This is a genomic window from Lacticaseibacillus saniviri JCM 17471 = DSM 24301 (assembly GCF_001311785.1).
GTDB lineage: Bacteria > Bacillota > Bacilli > Lactobacillales > Lactobacillaceae > Lacticaseibacillus > Lacticaseibacillus saniviri.
This window is the reverse complement of record NZ_BBBX01000002.1, coordinates 41192-54421: the sequence shown is the minus strand read 5'-3', so window position 1 is coordinate 54421 and position 13230 is coordinate 41192. Positions and strand designations below refer to the sequence as shown.

The 13230-nt window shown below is 46.3% G+C and carries 9 protein-coding genes, 4 pseudogenes and 1 riboswitch; of the genes and pseudogenes, 4 read left to right on the top strand and 9 right to left on the bottom strand.

Annotation, left to right across the window (positions count from 1 at the left end):
• Window positions 1–46 precede the first annotated feature (46 nt).
• Genes JCM17471_RS01910 through JCM17471_RS01900 form a run of 3 tightly spaced genes read left to right on the top strand, consistent with a single transcriptional unit; the run spans window position 47 to window position 1891 of the window.
• Window positions 47–670 (top strand): orotidine 5'-phosphate decarboxylase / HUMPS family protein, encoded by a 624-nt coding sequence (locus JCM17471_RS01910; protein WP_054776599.1) that lies wholly within the window; start codon window positions 47–49, stop codon window positions 668–670.
• On the top strand, window positions 670–1212 hold the full coding sequence (gene hxlB, locus JCM17471_RS01905) for a 6-phospho-3-hexuloisomerase (RefSeq protein ID WP_054776598.1): 543 nt from the start codon (window positions 670–672) through the stop codon (window positions 1210–1212). The genes JCM17471_RS01910 and hxlB overlap by 1 nt, the downstream gene beginning before the upstream one ends.
• Before the next feature lie 43 nt (window positions 1213–1255).
• Window positions 1256–1891 (top strand): bifunctional 2-keto-4-hydroxyglutarate aldolase/2-keto-3-deoxy-6-phosphogluconate aldolase, encoded by a 636-nt coding sequence (locus JCM17471_RS01900; RefSeq protein ID WP_054776597.1) that lies wholly within the window; start codon window positions 1256–1258, stop codon window positions 1889–1891.
• A gap of 540 nt (window positions 1892–2431) precedes the next feature.
• Here the strand turns inward: JCM17471_RS01900 and JCM17471_RS01895 are convergent.
• The 4 genes from JCM17471_RS01895 to JCM17471_RS01880 are packed head-to-tail and all read right to left on the bottom strand — an operon-like array spanning window position 2432 to window position 5213.
• Window positions 2432–3172 (bottom strand): ABC transporter ATP-binding protein, encoded by a 741-nt coding sequence (locus JCM17471_RS01895; RefSeq protein ID WP_054776596.1) that lies wholly within the window; start codon window positions 3170–3172, stop codon window positions 2432–2434.
• Window positions 3173–3180: 8 nt separating this feature from the next.
• Complete coding sequence (locus JCM17471_RS01890; RefSeq protein ID WP_054776595.1) at window positions 3181–4188, bottom strand: ABC transporter substrate-binding protein; 1008 nt, start codon at window positions 4186–4188, stop codon at window positions 3181–3183.
• Complete coding sequence (locus JCM17471_RS01885) at window positions 4178–4945, bottom strand: ABC transporter permease (protein ID WP_082395159.1); 768 nt, start codon at window positions 4943–4945, stop codon at window positions 4178–4180. Before JCM17471_RS01885 ends, JCM17471_RS01890 begins: the two co-directional genes overlap by 11 nt.
• The gene (locus tag JCM17471_RS01880; protein ID WP_054776593.1) at window positions 4917–5213 is read right to left on the bottom strand and encodes a thiamine-binding protein; all 297 of its coding nucleotides are present in this window, start codon (window positions 5211–5213) and stop codon (window positions 4917–4919) included. Before JCM17471_RS01880 ends, JCM17471_RS01885 begins: the two co-directional genes overlap by 29 nt.
• A 115-nt stretch (window positions 5214–5328) precedes the next feature.
• Window positions 5329–5427, bottom strand: a riboswitch (TPP riboswitch).
• Window positions 5428–5570: 143 nt separating this feature from the next.
• Between JCM17471_RS01880 and JCM17471_RS01875 the strand changes: the two are divergent.
• Window positions 5571–7019 (top strand): annotated as a pseudogene (locus tag JCM17471_RS01875) (MFS transporter).
• Between the two features lie 108 nt (window positions 7020–7127).
• Here the strand turns inward: JCM17471_RS01875 and JCM17471_RS01870 are convergent.
• The 5 genes and pseudogenes from JCM17471_RS01870 to JCM17471_RS01850 form a co-directional block, all read right to left on the bottom strand.
• Complete coding sequence (locus JCM17471_RS01870; RefSeq protein WP_054776592.1) at window positions 7128–8456, bottom strand: dihydrolipoyl dehydrogenase family protein; 1329 nt, start codon at window positions 8454–8456, stop codon at window positions 7128–7130.
• A 171-nt stretch (window positions 8457–8627) separates the two neighbouring features.
• Complete coding sequence (locus tag JCM17471_RS01865; RefSeq protein ID WP_156321551.1) at window positions 8628–9197, bottom strand: YesL family protein; 570 nt, start codon at window positions 9195–9197, stop codon at window positions 8628–8630.
• A gap of 128 nt (window positions 9198–9325) precedes the next feature.
• A pseudogene (locus tag JCM17471_RS16725) lies at window positions 9326–10793 on the bottom strand (ABC transporter substrate-binding protein).
• 20 nt (window positions 10794–10813) lie between these two features.
• A pseudogene (locus JCM17471_RS01855) lies at window positions 10814–11733 on the bottom strand (carbohydrate ABC transporter permease).
• 12 nt (window positions 11734–11745) lie between these two features.
• A pseudogene (locus tag JCM17471_RS01850) lies at window positions 11746–12701 on the bottom strand (ABC transporter permease).
• Window positions 12702–13230 lie beyond the last annotated feature (529 nt).

Sequence of the window (13230 nt, the reverse complement as noted above, 5' to 3'; positions counted from 1 at the left end):
AACCTATTGGTGCGTTTAGACAACCTCGTCCACTAAGGAGGAAATCATGCAATTACAAGTCGCAATTGATCGCGTCACTCTTGACGCCGCTGTGGCCGTCGCAAAGCAACTCGACGGTCATACCGACATCATCGAAATGGGAACCTCACTGGTTAAAGATTATGGTTTTGCTGGTATTCAAGCCATGCATCAAGCCATCACCAAATCCAAATTACTCGTCGATCTCAAAACAATCGATGAAGGGCCCTATGAATTCAAACAAGGTTACGCTGCTGGTGCCGATATTTTGACCGTGATGGGTGCAAGCTCTACCGCAACACTGGATGCCACCTATCAAGTCGCTGAAGATCAAGGCAAGCAGATGATGATTGACCTGCTCGAAGTCGATGACACCAAGCTCGCGACGATTACACATTACCCCAACGCCATCTATGCGCTGCATCACAGTGTTGACCGTGCCGACAAAATGAATCCAGTCGCGACTGTCGCTGATTTTCATGCCGCACATCCAGAAGTGGCCCACTTGGCAATTGCCGGTGGTATCAACTTGGATGGCGCAAAAGAACTCGCTGAACAAGGCCTGACTGATATTGTCATCGTCGGTTCAACAATCATGAAGGCTGCCGATCCGGTGGCTGCAACCCAAACATTTATGGAGGCTATGAACTAATGAAACTAATCCCAGATATTATGAAAGAAATCAATGAAGTGATGGCACTGGTTGATGAAGACCAACTCGATGCCGCAATGCCACTGCTCACCAAGGACAAGCGAATTTTTGTTATCGGTGCCGGTCGCTCCGGCTTCCAAGCAAAGGGTTTTGCCATGCGCTTGATGCACATCGGTTACACCGACTATGTGATGGGCGAAACCATTACCCCTTCTATTCAAAAGGGTGACACATGGGTTGCCATCTCTGGTTCCGGTACCACTAAGGGAATCGTTGCCGATACAGAAGCAGCGAAGAAGCTGGGCTTAAACGTGATTGCTTTGACCAGCGCACCAGAATCACCACTGGCCAAGTTGGCTGATAAGGTCATCATCGTGCCAGGTGCAACAAAGACTGGCGCCGGTGTGAAGTCAATTCAATTACTGTCCACCTTATTCGATCAAACCGTCCACATCACGCTGGATGCGTTGACCCTCAAGCTGGCCAAGCGCGACGATACCAGCAATGCGGATGCCCTCCACGAACACGTTAATGTTGAGTAACAACTAACTCTCAAACAAGTCTAAGGAGAAATAACATGCAAAAATGGATTACTTGAACCGGATGCAACAAGCTGGTGTGATTGCCGTTGTTCGTGCTGATGACGCTGACACAGCCGTTAAGTTGAGCCAAGCCGTTATCGCTGGTGGCGTGACTGGAATTGAGCTCACCTTCACCGTGCCTCATGCTGACCAAGCGATTACAACATTGGTCGATCAATATCACGATGATGCTAGTGTCATCATCGGTGCTGGTACCGTCTTGGATGCGACAACCGCACGGATTGCCATCATGAACGGTGCGCAATTCATCGTCAGCCCAAGCTTCAATCAAGAAGTGGCCGAAATCTGTAACCTCTACGCCGTGCCTTACGTTCCTGGCTGCATGACACCAACTGAAATGCAAAGTGCCCTCATTGCCGGTGTTGATCTGGTTAAGTTGTTCCCTGGTAACGTCCTCAAGCCAGACATGGTGAAGGCCGTTATGGCACCATTCCCATTCCTCAGCATCATGCCTTCTGGCGGTGTTTCCGTTGAAAACATGGCTGACTGGTTTGCTGCAGGTGTGAGTGCTGTCGGTGCAGGTAGCAACCTCACCAAGGCAGGCTTGTCCGGTGACTTTGCTGCTGTGACTGAAACAGCGAAGGCTTACCGTGCGGAATTAGATAAGATTCGCAAATAAAAGAGTGCGACAACACACGTTTGACTGTGAGCACTAACGGGACTAGCGCTAAATTGCGGTTTATGCAATTGGCGCTAGTTTTTGTTAGGCGGAACAGGCAGTGTGTTGGAGCACGTTTATGTTGTGACAATCCCCGGTTAACAATCGAGTACTAACGGACTTTGATGGACATGGCGAACTTCGCCATGTTCGAAAAGTGAGTTAGACGGAGATTGTTGGGGATTGGAACACGTTTGAGTGCAACAAGACACATTTTGGCTGTGAGCACTAACGGGACTAGCGCTAAATTGCGGTTTATGCAATTGGCGCTAGTTTTTGTTAGGCGGAACAGGCTGTGTGTTGGAGCACGTTTAGAGCGTGAACAAGGCCGCTCAAGACATGAGGCTTAGTAAAATCTTTGGTAGAATCCGGTTCGTGGATTCGTCAAAGATGAGCTATCCGGAATGTCTTGGTCTTGTGAACGCGTTTATGTTGTGACAATGCTATGTTAAGCAAAATCAAAAGGCTGTGACCTATCCTTGTGGATGGTCACAGCCTTTTTTATAGCATCGCTAACCCTTGCAGAATCTGCCGTTTAGTGGCGGCAAATGTCGGCGTAAGTTCAAATTCCGCCAGACTGGTATTGCCCCGATCAACCACCAGCTCATCAAGCACTGTGGTCGGTGTGTTACCGACCAGATAGATGCGGTCAGCCAATAAAATTGCCTCATCGATATCGTGCGTAATTAAGAGCGTCGACAGCTTTAGTTCCTCTCGCATCTGTTGATACCACAAATGCAAATCACGCTTGGTAATCGCATCGAGGGCGGAGAACGGTTCATCCAGCAACATCAACGGCTTGTGCATAAAATAGGTCCGCAATAATGCGGCGCGTTGCTTCATGCCACCTGAGAGTGCGGCCGGATAGAGATGTTGCGTCCCATCGAGGCCAAAACGGGCAAAAGCGGGTGATGCCTGTTCTCGCGCCGCCCTCTTGCTCATTCCTTTCAACCGCAATGGGAGCGCCACATTGTCGACAATCGTCGCTGTGGGTAATAACAAATCCTTCTGGAACATGTACCCCACGTGGCCCGTGGTGTTAGTGATATCGACGTCATTCAAAAGAACACGACCGGTATCGGGCTGATCGAGTCCCGCCACCAGGTTGAAGAGCGTCGTTTTACCGGTACCACTGACCCCGACAATCGCAACGGTCTCCTGGGCCGCGAGATGAATATTGATATCATGCAACACATCGCGTGACCCGAAACGTTTGCTGATCTGTTCAATTTGCAATAGCATGCGCACACCTACAGATACTTATTGGTGAAACCTGTGTTGTCCGGAATCTTGGACTTCACCAACTTATTATCGTTTAACCAGCGATAGAATCGATTCCAGCGGGCTGGATCAAACTTCCCCCACGTTTTCTGTTCAGCTAAATATTGCGTGGACAACCACTTTTGGCTCGCCACAATCAATTTCTTTGAGCCCTTTAGCTCAAGCACTGCCTTCATCAGCGCGTCAGAGGCCTCTGATGGGTGTTTGGCCGCTTCCGTGTAACCTTGGCGCATGGCCGCAACAAACTTCTTGGTGACATCAGGATGTGCCTTCATGTAGGCATCGTTACCGATGATAACCGGTGTGTAGTAATCAAACGTTGGATTGAGCTTGCGGAAGTCAAAATAATTCACGGGATAGCCCTGAACATCCGCGTTAATCTTCCCCCAGCCTTCAAATACCCAGATATCATCGACCTTCTGTGACTTCAAAGCGGCCACTTCATCATCAAAGTTAGCGGGCACCATTTTGATTGAGCTGAATTTACCGCCATCCTGATTGACAACCGTCTTGACGATAGCTTGTTCAATCGGTAGGTTCCATGTCGCGTAACGCTTGTTGTCCATCTGCTTAGGACGGGTGATGTTGTCGGCCTTGCGCGACATGATGCCGCTAGTATTATGCTGCACAACAGCAGCAATCGCGGTCACAGGTAACTTATCCTTGCCTGCCACGTGTGGTGACATCACATCTTGATACGAGAACCCAAACTCGGCCTTACCCGCAGCGACCAGGCCATCAGCCCCATCTTCTGGTGGTTGCACAACTTTAACATTGAGCCCCGCCTTCTTGAAATACCCCTTAGCCATCGCGAGATACATCCCACTGTGATTGGTATTTGGTGTGTAGTCGAGCACAACGGTAATCTGTTGCTGTGCCTTTGATGATTTTGATTGTTTTGCTTGCCCACATGCGGTCAACACCAACGCTAAAACAGCGATCAGTGATACCAGCCAGGCACTTCGTTTAATTTGCATGTTTTCTCCTCCAAGGTTCGACAATTCGTTGTAACCAACTCACTAATCCCATGAGTCCCAAACTGAGTGCGGTAATGATGATAATAACGGCAAACATGCGATCAAATGCATAAGCCTTCTTAACGCGGGTCATGTAGACCCCGAGTCCAGCAATCCCGCCGACCCATTCACTGACCACAGCGGAGATCACGGCGTAGGCCACGGCAACCCGCAGCCCGGCAAAAATATGATCGATGGCGCTCGGCAACTTCACAAACCAGAGTGTCTGCCACCACTTGGCTTGCATGGTTGCGAGTAGTGTCAATAACTCATCCGGTGTCTGGCGCAAACCGGCCAGTGTTTCAATGGCGACTGGGAAAAATGTGGTGAGGCAGATTAAGATGATCTTAGGCATCATGCCGTAACCAAACCACAGAATCAAGAGTGGTGCTAGCGCAATTGTTGGCACCGTTTGGCTGATCACCAGCAAGGGATAAACCATCTGATACAGCCACGATACCTGGTCCATGATAATGGCCAGCACAATCCCGAGCAGTAAACCAAGCAGCAGCCCCCACAGTGCTTCTTGAAGGGTGACCACCAGATTGCTCATCAATAGGCCCCAGTCAGCAATCAGTGCCTCAAAGACCGCAATCGGTCCCGGTAACATGAACGTTGGCACCTGCCCCGTTGCGGTGACTAGCCACCAGATACCAAGTACTAACAGGACTGCCAGTAGCGGCAGAAGTCTAGTGCTTAAACTTGCTGGTTTTTTCATCGATGGTGAGCCCTTCATTTTCTGGGAAATAATGAATCTTGATGTAGATCATGTCTGATGATGCGCCCGCTTTTGCTGCCACCCGGGGCACTTCCTTGATGACCGCCATCATCTCATCGTAGTCACCTTCCAGCGTGGTCTCAAATGGCCCAACCTGATATGGAATCCCACTCGCGGCTAAATGTGCAATCACGGCATCGACCACAGGAACCACTTGATCTTGCGGAACATCCATCGGTAACACTTGAATCGCGATACTTGCATTCATAAACAAACCCTCCCAATTTTTAGGGACAGAAAAAGGCGACCACCCAGCGGTTTCATACCGGGCGGTCGCCAACACGCGAGACTCATCGCGTGATTTGCACAGTAGCCAAAAAGAGCCACTTGTGCCGCTAACTTCCTACGCCAGTATTATCCGGACAGGTTCTAAGGGTCGAAGTTGCCTTCCTCTCAGCCGTTAAGCTCCCCTGATGTTTTCGTTTACCCATTTAACTTACACGTTCAAGATTCATTTTGCAACGCTTAATATTTATTCTCAGATTGCGAGTCGTTTCACTTGTGAGAAAAACCAACACAGCCTATTCTTGAATTAATACTATTGGAGAGAGGATAACAGACATGGATAAAACAAAAAGCACCTGGACAGTTACAAGTCACACTTGTTTTAGGGTTATTTTCACTATTGAGTGGCCTGTCTGGTTCCAGTACTAACCTTGCGATGCCACAGATGTCTGTGGATTTGGGTATCAGTAACAGTGCCGCAACGTGGATTGTCCAAATCGGCCTGATTACCACCGCGATTCTGTTGGTGATGTTTGGCCACATTGGGGATCTCTTATCAAAAACCTGGTCTTCATCGCAGGTGGCGTTGCCTTTATTTTGGGTTCTTTATTAACGGGGGATTGCCCCCGTCTTTTGGCTTTTGATGATTGGACGTGTGGTTCAAGCGGTCGGGTCCGCGATGATCATGGCCAACTCAATGGGGATTGTCACGCAATACTTCCCTAGCAGCAGTCGTGCTGAAGCCTTAGCGGCCATCTCCATGTTTACGTCCGTGGGCTCTATCTCTGGGCCTGCGTTTGGTGGTTTGTTGATCACCCAAGTGTCATGGCGCTGGATTTTCTTATTCAACGTTCCTATCGGTTTATTAATTCTGTTGTTTGGATTCCGCACTTTACCGATGCCAAAAGTCACGCGAGGCAACCTGCAAAATATCATGCAGACCGCTAACTGGCGCGGTCAAAACTTATTTACCGCCGGCATTATTTTCTTCTTCCTGAGTGGTTACTTTATTCAACAAGGGACAGACAAATTACTCATCGGATTGGCTGTTTTGGCCGTTGGGTTAATCATCACGGTCTACGCCTTCATCCAAGATGATCGCGCCAAGAAACCTTGGATTGAACCTGCTTTATTGCGCAACCCAACCTACATGATTTCTGTCAGCATCTTGTTACTGGTGATGTTGGTCAATGCGATTTCAAACATCTTACTGCCATTCTACTTACAGAGCTACGGTAAGATGTCACCATTCGTCAGTGGGCTGATTATGATGCTGCAATCCGTCACCATGTTAGTCGTCTCACCAATTTCTGGCTATCTGGCTGATCACTGGGATCGGCAAAAGCTGACCATTATCGGCTTGATTGTCCTGATTGTGTCGCAAGTCGGTTATGCCCTCTATCCAGCGAACATGAATCTGTTGTTAATCGTGATTCCTATTGTGGTTAACGGGGTCGGGATTGGTCTCTTCTTATCACCTAACAACGCTTTGACCATGGATTCCGTCGATCAGAGTGTTGCCGGTGTGGCTGGCTCACTCAATTCCTTCGCACGGACTTTGGGAATGACCATCGGGATTAGCATGGCCTCATCATTGCTGTTCTTACAGCTACCTGGCGTTGCTAAGATTACCCCACAACTGGGCAATCAATTCTTGTCCGCGTTCCGCAACGTGTTCTGGATTGCCACAGGCCTATCAGTTCTCGCCCTGTTCATCGTCTTGTATCGCTTCTTGAAACGCACAAAGAAGCCGGCAACCACAGCCCCAACAAGCACCACTACAAAGTAAATGACACAAAAAGACTGCGACGTATCAGACGTCACAGTCTTTTTTGTACTTTTCAAACAATCAAGATCAATCGCGTTCCAAAAGCACCTTTTGTCACAGCTTTTTTCTTTATAGTTGGCCCCAAGCAGAAGAACCAATTGTTGGGAACAAGGTCACAATCCGACCAATTTGTTCCTTATCGAGCTTCAAGGCAATCGCTGGTAACAGGGTGTTGATCACATCATCCGCGCGATCACTCACTTCTGTTGCCCCGACCAAGTGATGTCCTTGATCAAAAATCAATGCATTTTGACCGAAGCGTTCCTTGTTAACGTGGCGATACCAATCGTCCAAGACGTCGTGCTTTTCAATCGTCAATCCGTCCTTTTCAGCGGCTTCAATTGAAACCCCGACCTTAGCAATCCGTGGTGAAGTAAAGACGACGGAAGGAATAGCAGGATAATCAATTGGCGCATCGCTTTCACCCGCAAACTTGCGACTGAGATACATCGATTCAAAAATTGCTGTTGGGGTTAGGCGTGGTTGCTTCTTGTCGAGCACATCGCCTGACGCATAGATGTTATCAACGGTTGTCCGCAAGTGTGAGTTGACCTTAATCCCGTGTTCCGTTGTGACAACACCGACCTTTTCCAAGCCCAAATTCTCAATATTTGGAATCCGGCCCGTCGCATCCAGAACCCAATCCGTCGTGAGCGTTTCATCTTGATCGGTCACAACATGCACTTGTTGGTCGGCCTGTTCAATTGCGGTCACTTGGGTATGCCGCATGAAGCGCACGCCCCGTTTTTCGAGGTCAGAAATGATGGCTTCAACAAAAGGTTGGTGATAGCGCCGCAATGCCTTATCGCCACGCATAATCATCGTGACCTTGGCGCCCGCTGCGTTTGCGATTGTCGCAAATTCCATGGCGATGTAGCCTGCACCGATAATCGTGATATTGGCTGGCAATTCAGTCAGATTCATGAAGTCACTGCTATCATGGGCGAGATCAGTACCGGGAATAGCCAACCGGTGTGGCCGCAAGCCTGTCGCAATCACAATCTTGTCAGCGGTCACTTGTTGGTCACCGACTGCCACCGTGTGCGCATCAACCAGTTGCCCATAACCGTGTAAGACCTTAATCCCAACAGATTCCAGCAATCCATTGATAAAATTAGGCAGGTCATCAATCACTTGATGCTTGTGGGCCATATTTTGGGACCAGTCAATGCCTAATTGTCCCGTCACAATGCCACTGAGTGCTTCTGCCCGGCGTTGCAACTCTACCGGTGCGTCGAGCGTGATTTTGGCATTACAACCACGATTAGGACACGTTCCGCCGATCAAATCAGCCTCGATAATCCCCACGTGCACACCCTTAGCTGCCAACGGAATCGCACCATCAAAAGTACCATGCCCGCTACCGATATATAACACATCATAATCATAAGTCGCCATTGTGCCATCTCCTTCATCATTTGCCATTATTGCCTATACCACTCGTGTTATCCGAGTTAAGGTAAGCGTATCACTGCCTTCTGTGAAGGCGCAAAGAAAACGCTCAAGCACCTACTGACGTTCACTGTTTCACACCTGACATAGACGCCTTCACAGCTTTTAGCCACACTATCAGGAGAACATGGCATCCACTCGTTGGTACCACTTCTGAAAACTCCAGTTGGTCCAGACAATCACCGCGCCTACGGACAAAAACAACCCCAGCCCTGGCCATAGCATGCATACAATGACCATTGTTACGATGCCAAAAATGAAACGTAATATCTGAAGCGGATGGTCAAAAAATTGCGCAAACGCTAAGACAATCCCGTGCTTCAAATTAATGGCATATCTGGCTTGAATAGCCATAAACAATAAGCTAATCGCGACGGTCATCATGATCCCCATTAAAAGCACAAATTGAATCATTAAAATCCATGGCTGATTAATTTGAGTGCTGAGATAGAGATTGTACAACAGTGCGCCCAACATTCCGGCAAATAACCAAAAATGACAATTTGCCTTCACAAAGTACTGGCGATAATAGTGCCACCCCTGCTTAAATCGGTAGCCTTGCCAGTGCCAGTGATGGTCCAGAAATAATTCATTCACTGTTTGCAATGCCGGACCGACACCAAGTATCAGCAGCCCCATGACAGAGAAAACAAAAAGTAGAAATTTAAAATCATCATCACAAAACACGCGTAAAAATAATCTGTGCTGTTTTACCTATCATTTTGCTCACCTCGTAAAAGTCATCTGAACCATACAGAAGGCTGTGCCCTCACCCCTCATAGGTCGACACAGCCTTCTTTTCACTTAAATGCATTTTATGCCTTTAAGAAGTCATCATATTGTTTTTGTAGCGCAGCTTGCACCTTATCGTAGCCGGCCTTTTTGAGTTCTTGATTCATTTGCTTAATCGTTGGTACAGGATCGGCCGTTCCCGTATTCAGAATGTCAGAATACTTACTCATCACATTCGACAGATTCGTCAGCTCTGTTTTATAAGCACTCGTGTCGGGCATGAACCCTAACATCACGGATTGTTTGGCCGTTTTAATCTCTTGATCTCGCTTATCAATCATCGCCTGCGTCACTGTGTCCTGAGTATAAAGTAATTTATTATTACCCATCATCCACGCGCCAATAAAATAGCCCGGTTTGTAATCAGCGGTGGTTTTAATCTTGCCATTCTTTTCATCGGTGAATTGCCACTGCTTATTCTGTAATCCCCAAACAATGTTATTCAGTAACTTTTTGTTTGAGTTGAGCAGTCCTAAGATCTGTACGGCTTCTTTCTTGTGCTTAGAAGACTTAGAGACGCTCCACAACGCAATCTGGGACTGCGCTTGGCTCTTTAATGGCGCTGTGATCGGCTTACTGGTCATTTGCTTACCACCTGCCGCGTTGATCAAGGTCGTATCGCCATAGTCAAAACTCCCTTGCGTTTCTTGACGAACCAACCAGCTGGCATCTTGTAGTCGATATTGCACACTTGAAGTCGCTGCATCCTGAGGAATATAGCCTTTCAAATAATACTGATGTAACGTTTTGAGGTTCTTTTTGCATTTCCGCTGTATTGTAAATATTAACAATCTTTTTGTTCTTGCCCGTCGCATCCACCGCAAAAGGCAAACCGTTTCCTAAAGGATATTCCATCGCTTTGCTTGAAACTTTGTAACCTTGGCCAATTGCAAACGCAGCCACACTAGGGTTAGCCTTATGGAATTTGGTCAGAATTGGTTCAAGGTCTTGATAGGAGTTGACGCCATCAATATCCAGATTGTATTTATTCACAAAGTCATCGCTGAAGGTCAGCATGTTTTGCGCATAGATATTCGCGTTCACTGGAAACGCATAAATCTTATCCTTAACGGTCACGCCCTTCCAATAGGCAGGATCAGTTTGATCATAGGCCGTCTTAGCGTCAGTTTGAATCAAGTCAGTCAAATCGGCATAAGCACCCTTCTGGGCATTCGTCACGTAATCACGCGTAAAGGCGATATCGTAGGTATCACCAGAGGTCACCATGACATTATATTTCTTATCGTAATCGCCCCAACCAATGAAATTCATGTTCAAAGCCAACTTTGGGTACTTCTTCTGAATTTCTTTGTTGGCAGTTTTGATCATTTCGTCATAATTTTTAGGCTTATCGCCTGGCATATACATGGAAACCACTGTCTTGCCATCATTATTTGTGCTTGAGGCTGAGCTACTTTTGCCACATGCTGCTAAAACCAATGTGCTCACAGCAATTGCAGCTATTGAAATAATATGACGCCATTTCTTCATTTTAGAATCCTCCTCTTGTGTTATCCTTTAACGCCACCAACGGTAAGTCCTTTAACAAAGTGTTTCTGAAAGAATGGATATGTGAGCGCAATCGGTAGTGTTGCGACAACGACGACAGCGAATCTGATTGCCTCTGTCGGCACTTCTGATAATCCCGCTGCCGCTGAACCACCTGATTGCATTTGCTGCGTCAACATCGAGATGTTGTTTTGGATCCGAACAAGTAAGTACTGAATAGGTGTGACCGCATCACTGTTTGTGTACAGCATGGCATTGAACCAATCATTCCAATAACCCAGTGCCGTGAACAGACTGATGGTCGCAATCCCAGGAACAGCTAACGGAATCACAATTTTGCTAAAGATACGTAGCTCGCCAGCACCATCGATTCGTGCCGCTTCAATGATTTCCTCTGGCACTGATGTTTTGAAAAAAGAGCGCATGATTAAAACATTGTAGACACCAAAAGCAGACGGCAATATCAGCGCCCAGATATTATCTTTTAGATGCAGCATCTGCGTCACAATCAAGTATTGCGGCACCATTCCAGGTGCAAACAGCATCTGCAACAAAGCAAAAAGGTGAAGAACTTTGCGAAGGCAAAGTCACGCCGCGAAATTGCATAAGCATAAGTTGAACTACACATCGCATTAATCACGGTCCCAACAACGGTGACAAAAACGGTGACACCAAAAGCATGAAATACCTGGCTCCCAGAATTTGATAAATGTTGATAGCTAGCCATTGTCCAATGCTTTGGCCAGAATTGATACCCATAGAGGGTAATGTCAGCTTCTTGGGTTAAAGAAACGACGATGATAAAGAAAAACGGAAACAGGCAGCTCAATGAGAAAATCAGTAAAAAGATGTTGAAGACAAGATTAGTGCCAGCACCGAAACTGCGAATATCCACTGCTGTAATGTGTTTTTTCTTTCGCATGAGCGGTTCCCCCTAAAATAGACTTGATTCCGGCTGTAATTTTCTAACGATTGCATTGGATCCAAGAATCAAAAGTACGCCAACAAGGGACTGCATTAAGCCTGCCGCTGTCGACATGCCTAAATCACTACTGGTCGATAGCGCCCGATAGATATAAGTATCAAAGGTTTGTGTGACATTAATAAGTGGTGCGCTCGCTTTTGGGACAATGTAGAATAATCCGATATCTGTTCGAAACATGCCACCAATATTGAGTATCAACATCAGTGTGGCAACAGGTAGGATATGTGGTAGGGTCACATGCTTAATCTGTTGCCACTTGTTGGCACCATCCATCATCGCTGCATCGTAATACGCAGGATCAATCCCCATAGCCGTTGCAAAGTATAAGATGCTGTTGTATCCAATCCCCTTCCAAACGCCCAGGAAAATGATAAGTAGTGGCCAAATGCCAGGCGTGTTGTAGAAATCAATCGGTGTGCCATTCATCGATTGAATCAAATGATTGATCACGCCTTTATCTGTACTGAGAAAAGCATAGAGAAATGCCGCCATAATCGGCCAAGAAATGAAGTAAGGGAATAACATCGAAGTTTGATAGACCTTCAACAACCGACGATTGCGTAATTGGCTCATCACAACGCCAAAGAAAATTGCAAAAAGAAATTCAACCCTAAAAAGATGAGATTGTAACCCACGGTATTACGCAACACGATCCAAAAATCGGCCGAGGCAAAGAAAAATTTGAAATTCTTTAAGCCAACAAACGGGCTGTGAAATAGGCTATACCAGAATCCGGCATCAGAGTATTGAAAATCCTGAAATGCCACCAGGTTTGCTATCACAGGAATATAGAAAAATATAATCAGAAAAAGAGTGCCTGGTGTGACTAACAACAAAAATACGATTATCATATAATTTTTGAAGAATCCGATTTTAGGTAAACTTGGATTCTCTTGTAAAACCATTTGTCCTTGCATCCTTTAAGCTCCCCCATTTTTTAATTTGAACCAACAACCCATTAATCATTGATTCGATTAGCAATCACATTGATTAAGTAACAGAAATTTTCAGTCTTTTGGGACATAAAGTGAATTTTTAAATCTCAGCCAATTAATCAATAGCCACTATTAACTCTAATTTACAGCGTTATATCAAGTCAATCACGTTATAAAATAACCATTTTTATATAACAAAATTACTTTTATAGCTCTTTTTTACAGTAGGATTCAGTTATCTTTTCTAAGGATGTTGCCAATCAGTGGCAAAGTCTTAGTTCAAAGGCTAAACCAGCATTTCCCGAGAAATAAGCCCCGCATGGAATTAAACATTTCCCCTTCAATAACAAACAAAAATGACAGGTATTTATTTTTACTAAAAATACGATTTTGCATAATTGGACACAAAAAAAGGCTATTCACTTGTTTTTAACGTGTGAATAGCCTTTCTAATGTTCATTCAATTATTATGCTACCATAAATATATAACGCGGATTCT